The following is a 5,848-nucleotide window of genomic DNA, read 5'->3' on the forward strand; positions in this document are numbered from 1 at the left end:
CAAGCAAAGCAATCAAAGCATCGTTGGGCTGACGGCGGATAAAATTCCCGGCGTGGCCCGGTTCTCGGTAGCCGGTTGCGAAGAAATCGATATTCTTGTGGTAGAAGAGAAACTTAACAAAGAGTTTTACAACGCGTTTCGCGCTGAGGATATCACGCTGATTAGCGTATAGAATGCGGACTCAGTTACGCAAATGCGAACGGCGCACACGCATTTCACCCTGGCGCCAACGCTCATCCGCACTCTCGCGGCCATCAATCAAGCGGTTCAACGCTTCGGCGATCAGCAGATCTATCCGCTGACTAAAGGTGGTGAGCTGGCAACCTGGCGCCCTGGCTTCTTCGATATCATCAAATCCCACCACCGCAATCTTGGGCATATTCGGCGCGGCGCGCATTGCTTCCAGCGCACCAAGCGCCAGCACATCGTTTTCACAGAACAGCGCATCAATCACAGGGTCCGGCCGTTGTAGATAATCGCTCATCGCTTGCCAGCTGCGCGCGCGATCGTAACAGCCCGCTTTGAGCAGCACATCAATCTGGTAGCCCGCTTGTTGAATCGTCGCCTCAAATCCCTCTTTACGTAGCAGATGAGAAGTCGGCGTATCCGGACCTTGCATAAAGCCAAAACGCTGCGCGCCCTGCGCCAGCAAAAGTTCGGCGATTTGTTTACCGGCGGCATAACCATCAATCGCCACCACATCAATGCCCTGCGCATGCGTATTGCGACACAGCTGCACCAGCGGAATGTTATACATGTCCTCCACCAGCGTAATCAGCTGCGCCGATAACACCGTGCCAAGAAACAGAACGCCGTCGATCTGCAATTGATCCGCCTGCGTCATCACCGATCGATACGGCTCGCCATCAGTGATGTTGAGGATCAGCGCCATGTAACCACGGCGTTGCAGCTGCTGCGTGGCTTCATTGAGAATCATCAGCGTATGCGGATTCTTCAGTTCATCGATCACCACGCCGATGATATGCGTCTTCTTCTTCACCAGGCTGCGCGCCAGCAAATTGGGGCGATATCCCAGCTCTTTAGCGACGCGCATCACCTTCTCGCGCGCCTTCTCGGAGATTGAAGCACCAGGCATATACGCACGCGATACCGTCCATTTCGACACGCCCGCGAGAATGGCCACATCGCTGGCCGTGGCCTTTTTCACTGATCTCGTCATCGGCTTCCTTCCGTAATTTACCTGGCAAAAAGTGAGCATAGAGTGATTCCCCACGTTAGCAAGAGGCGAATTTTGCAAACTTTGCACCCGGTTGCATTTTTGTAATGCACTCGGGTGCAAATCGTGATGATTTTGTGATCGTGGTGATGAAATCGATTTTTGCTGCGTTGACTATTTTTCAACCGTACCAGAGAGTGAAGACAGCACATCGCGTTGTCCTTATGAACATGATGTCAATCAGCGGCAGCCATCCCGCTGATTTTGCACCCGGATGCAAAATAATAGAAACCTCCCCTACAGAGATAAAAAAATGAAATTATTCAAGGTAGTAATGCTTATCTGCGGTTTGCTCAGCGTATTCACTGCCCAGGCGAAAACCTATATGGTTGGCGTCGCGCTGGCTAATCTCGATCTCAATTTCGTTTCCATCCTGCGCAGTCAGATGGAAAAGCAGCTTAAAGACAAAGGGCTTAACAGCCAGTTTGCCGATGCCAAAGGCGATGTCTCCCTGCAAATCCAGCAGGTGGATGATTTCATTAATCAGGGCGCGGACGCGATCATCATCAACCCAGTGGACACGCAAGGCGTGATGCCGGTGATCGCCGCCGCGCAGAAAGCCAATATCCCGCTGATCTTCGTGAACCGTAAACCCGAAGTAAAACTAACGGGCAAAATGGCCTACGTCGGTTCCGATTCGGCGTTAAGCGGCAAGATGGAGATCGAAGCGTTAGCCAAGCGGATGGATAACAAAGGCAATATCGCTATTCTGATGGGTGCCCTCTCCACCGAAGAAGCGCGTCAGCGCACCAAAGCGGTTGAGGATTATGTGAAGGATCATCCTGGTCTGAAAGTGATCCAGAAACAGAGCGCCAACTGGCAGCGCAACGAAGCGGTCGATAAAACCTTGTCATGGTTGCAGGATGGTAATGACATCAATGCCATCATCGCCAATAACGATGAAATGGCGATTGGCGCGATTATGGCGCTCGATCAGCTGAAGAAAAGCAATGTGTTAGTCGCCGGTATCGACGGCACGCCGGATGGTTTGCAGTTTATTAAGAACGGCAAAATGGCGGTAACTATTTTCCAGGATGCGAAAGGTCAGGCAACCGGTGCAGTCGATGTGGCTTACGACATGCTGAGCGGGAAAAAGACCGAAGCCTATAACTGGGTGCCGTATCAAACGGTGACCAAAGAGAATTACCAGGAATTCACCAGTAAAAATCAAAAGTAACATCGCTTCGTAGGGTCGCCATTCATGGCGACCTCCTGCTGACCAATGCCTAAAAAGCAACGCAAAGCGCGAATTTTGTTGCTTCCATTGCACTGCCAAGCCGCTATGTTGGGTAAAAAATGGAGGTAAACATGCTCAAGCCGTCTTCGCCCTGGTGGTGGGATCTCTCAACCCGGGAATTCAGTGAACTGGATATGGCGAACATCGTCGCCGTGCTACCGATTGGCGCAGTAGAACAACATGGCCCACATCTGCCGGTCCGTGTGGATGCCGCCATCAACGCCGGGATTATTCAACGTGCGGTGGAATTATTGCCCGACGATCTCCCGCTGCTGGTAATGCCCGCGCTGCCGATTGGTAAATCGGATGAACATCTTGCCTATCCCGGCACCCTTTCATTGCCGTATGACGTGTTAGGCAAAGTGTGGTTCGAAGTCGCGAAAAGCGCCTGGCGCGCCGGAATTCGTAAGCTGATTTTCTGGAACTCGCACGGCGGACAGCCGCAGCTGATGGAAATCGTTTGTCGTCAACTGCGCATCGAACTGGGCATGTTTGCCGTCAGCGCCAGCTGGTTCCGCACCATTGATGCGTCCGATCTTTATAGCGCGCATGAACTCAATCACGGCATTCACGGCGGTGAATCAGAAACCAGCATGATGCTGCATTTGCATCCTGAATTAGTCCAGATGCAGCACGCCGCTGATTTCGTTTCTACTTCGGTGGCACTTGAAGAAACCGGCGGAATTTTAACGCCGGAAGGCGGCATCGGTTTTGGCTGGATGGCGCAAGATCTGCACCTTTCTGGCACCACCGGCAACGCCGCAGCGGCTGATGCTGAACGCGGTGCGATTGCTACCGAACGTGCCGCGCAGGCGCTACTTAAGCTGGCGCGCGAGGTGCATAATTTCGATATCAATTTCCTCACCGATCGTACCGCATTTTCGTAGGGTCGTCATTTATGGCGACCAGGTGCGCATTAATGCGCCCCCTACAAAGGCCGCAACGTTGCCATTTATGGCGACCCGGCCATCAACGCAACTCCGACATCATCCCTTTAATGGTTTCGGCGAAAACACTACCAATCGCGCTGGTGCCGCGATCGTGGCCGATCAACATCAGCGTTTGCGTGTGTTGCGCCAGCTCGCGCACCGGAATATAGATTAACCGCCCGCTGCGCTGGTCGGATTCAATATCAATCGGCGTGAGAAACGTCAGGGTTTGATCCATCATCGCCGACTGGCGCATCACCTCGATCGAGTTGGTTTCAATCACCGGCTGAAGATTGATCGAGGCGCGCGCGAACACTTCATTCAGATACGGTCGAATCACCATCGATTTGTCGGCAATCACCACCGGATACGGCAAACAATCACTCAAACGTAAGCTGGATTTCTCCGCCAGCGGATGCCCCGCGCCTACAACCGCACCCAATCGCACCGGCACGCTAGCAATGTTGCGATGCACTGGCTGTAGCTCGAAATCAAAACCAATTCCCAAATCGGCGTCGCCGCTTGCCACCGCGTTAGTGATGTTCTCGCCGGTGGTGAGCTGTTGCAGCAGTAATTTCACGCGCGGATTGGCGCGGCGAAACTCGGAGGCCACGCGCGGAATCAGGTTCGCTGCTAATCCACTCATCATCGCCACCGTCACTTCGCCCCGCCGCAGCCCTTTCAGCTCCTCAATTTTCATCTGCGCGATTTCAATCTCTTTAAAGCTCTGCCGCACATGATGAATCAGCGCTTCACCGGCGGCGGTAAGAATCATTTTGCGCGGCAAGCGCTGAAACAGCGGCGTGCCGAGCTCCTCTTCCAGCGCAATCAGCTGGCGGTTAATCGCCGAAGCCGAGATGTGCAGCCGTTCCGCCGCTTTGCGAATCGAACCGCTGCGCGCCACCTGATCGATATACACAAACAAACGATGTTGCAGCATATTTCTCCTGCGTTGCCTTTTAGGCATCGGTAAGTGCTAAAAATGATGCTTTTAAGATAATGCTCTTCCGGTGATTAATACATCAAAACCACACCAGGAGAACACATGATGGCAGACGTATCCCGCAGAAAGTTTGCGAAGTTAGTGGCTGGCGCGCTGTTGTTACCCGCGCTGGCACCGATGTTGTCGCGCAAAGCGATGGCGGCGAATAACACCATAAAAATCGCCTTGCTGTTGCCCGGCTCGGTTGCCGATGGCGGCTGGAGTTCGCTGGCGTATGCCGGATTGCAGAGCCTGCAAAAAGCCGGTTTCACCGTCGCGCACAGCGAAAGCGTGTCGCAGGCGCAGATGGACCAAACCATTCGTGGCTACGCCGATGATGGTTACACGCTGATCATCGGCCACAGCTTTGAATACGGCTCGGCGTTTGCCGAAATCGCGCCGGAATATCCTGACACCTACTTCTTCGCCTCCACCTTCAAGCCCGGCGAGAAATCACCGGGCAACGTGGAATACGTCAATCTCGCCTATCTGCAAGGCGCGTATGCCGCCGGTGCGCTGGCGGCGCTGATCTCGGAAAAAGGCAAAGCGGTTGGCTTTGTCGGCGGCGGCGATAACCCTACGCAGCAGGCGATGATGCGTGCCTTTATTCAGGCCGCTGAGAAAACGCGTCCGGGCATTAAAGGCATGGGCGTAGTCACCGGCGATTACGATAACGCCGCCAAAGGCCGTGAAGCCGCCACCACTATGATCGGTAATGGCGCCGATGTGATTTGGCATGCAGCTGACGTCACTGGCCTCGGCGCGATGCAAGGCGCGGCAGCGGCGAAAGTCAAAGCCATCGGCTGCTATGTCGATCAGCGCGATGTCGCGCCCGATTATGTCGCCTGCAGCTTCCGCCAGAACCTCGACTGGATGGTGGAACAGGTTGGTGAATCGGTAGCGAATAAAACCTTTAAAGGCGGCGACGAATGGCATCCCACCGTCGGCAAAGCCTGGTCGGTGGTCAATGGTAGCGAGCACTACAACGCCAAACTGGTCAGCGCCAGCGCGTGGGCGATCTTCCAGCAGATCTGGCAGCAGCTTGACAGCGGCGCGCTGAAGCCAACGGTTTAATCATCATGACAGCAACGGCAAACATCCGCGTCGCGCTAAACAACATCACTAAACGCTTTGCGCGCGTGGTGGCCAATGACGACGTGTCGCTCAGCATCAAAGCCGGTGAAATCCACGCGCTGCTGGGTGAAAACGGCGCAGGCAAAAGTACGCTGATGCAAATCCTTTACGGCCTGTATCAGGCCGATGAAGGCAGCATTGTGGTGGATGGCAAAGCGCAGCATTTTCGCGATCCCAGCGATGCCATCGCCTGCGGCATTGGCATGGTGCATCAGGAATTTATGCTGGTGCAACCGATGAGCGTGGTGGAAAACGTGGTGCTGGGCCTGAAAGAGAGCGCCAGCGGCGTGCTCAATTTGCCCGCCGCCGCGGCGCGTTTGCAGGCGCTG

General features: G+C 54.5%; 6 protein-coding genes. 4 read left to right on the forward strand and 2 right to left on the reverse strand.

The window, feature by feature from the left end; all coding sequences use genetic code 11:
* Positions 1-181: 181 nt before the first annotated feature.
* A complete protein-coding gene (locus tag RTY00_RS17750; RefSeq protein ID WP_312665314.1) occupies positions 182-1,180 on the reverse strand; it encodes a LacI family DNA-binding transcriptional regulator in 999 nt (332 codons plus the stop codon).
* Positions 1,181-1,490: 310 nt separating this feature from the next.
* Here RTY00_RS17750 and RTY00_RS17755 point away from each other — a divergent pair, with 310 nt between their 5' ends.
* Together RTY00_RS17755 and RTY00_RS17760 are read left to right on the forward strand one after the other, a co-directional pair.
* Positions 1,491-2,414, forward strand: coding sequence for a substrate-binding domain-containing protein (locus RTY00_RS17755; protein ID WP_258145844.1), 924 nt, complete (start codon positions 1,491-1,493; stop codon positions 2,412-2,414).
* Between the two features lie 131 nt (positions 2,415-2,545).
* A complete protein-coding gene (locus tag RTY00_RS17760) occupies positions 2,546-3,361 on the forward strand; it encodes a creatininase family protein (protein WP_312665316.1) in 816 nt (271 codons plus the stop codon).
* Between the two features lie 82 nt (positions 3,362-3,443).
* On the opposite strand, the gene RTY00_RS17765 is transcribed toward RTY00_RS17760, so the two are convergent.
* A complete protein-coding gene (locus RTY00_RS17765; RefSeq protein ID WP_008106231.1) occupies positions 3,444-4,343 on the reverse strand; it encodes a LysR family transcriptional regulator in 900 nt (299 codons plus the stop codon).
* Between the two features lie 105 nt (positions 4,344-4,448).
* On the opposite strand from RTY00_RS17765, the gene RTY00_RS17770 reads away from it, so the two are divergent.
* Together RTY00_RS17770 and RTY00_RS17775 are read left to right on the forward strand one after the other, a co-directional pair.
* Positions 4,449-5,459 (forward strand): BMP family protein, encoded by a 1,011-nt coding sequence (locus tag RTY00_RS17770; protein WP_312665317.1) that lies wholly within the window; start codon positions 4,449-4,451, stop codon positions 5,457-5,459.
* A 5-nt stretch (positions 5,460-5,464) separates the two neighbouring features.
* Positions 5,465-5,848: ATP-binding cassette domain-containing protein (locus RTY00_RS17775; RefSeq protein WP_312665318.1), on the forward strand; the 384-nt coding region annotated here is incomplete at its 3' end.

The organism is Pantoea sp. CTOTU49201 (assembly GCF_032054795.1).
In the GTDB taxonomy this organism is placed as follows: domain Bacteria; phylum Pseudomonadota; class Gammaproteobacteria; order Enterobacterales; family Enterobacteriaceae; genus Pantoea; species Pantoea symbiotica.